This is a genomic window from Neisseria sp. HMSC70E02 (genome assembly GCF_001838645.1).
GTDB classification, from domain to species: Bacteria; Pseudomonadota; Gammaproteobacteria; order Burkholderiales; family Neisseriaceae; genus Neisseria; species Neisseria macacae.
This window is the reverse complement of the sequence record NZ_KV838146.1, coordinates 328-590: the sequence shown is the minus strand read 5'-3', so window position 1 is coordinate 590 and position 263 is coordinate 328. Positions and strand designations below refer to the sequence as shown.

Here is a 263-nt window from a genome sequence, read left to right as displayed (position 1 = left end):
GCCGTTGTAGGTTTTCAGGCGGTTGTCGGGGATGGCGGAACGGTTGTCCGAAAGCGGCTCGGTCGTTTTGCCCTCTCCCACGGGAGAGGGGGTAGGGTATGGTTTGACCTTTTCCGTCGGGATGTCGAGGATATTGTGCGCAGGGTCGAAGGCGAACAGTTCGTTACCCGCTTGGGTAATCTGGCCCAGTTTGTCGTACTCGAACTGCGTCGTTCCCGTCCGCTGGTCAGTGCTGTGGGTCAGGTTGCCGGTGCGGTCGTAGC

General features: G+C 60.1%; 1 protein-coding gene. It reads right to left on the bottom strand.

Going from position 1 to position 263, the window contains the following annotated elements; all coding sequences use genetic code 11:
- Nucleotides 1-263 (bottom strand): RHS repeat domain-containing protein (locus tag HMPREF3277_RS15670; protein ID WP_246830817.1); only part of this gene is annotated, 263 nt, incomplete at both ends.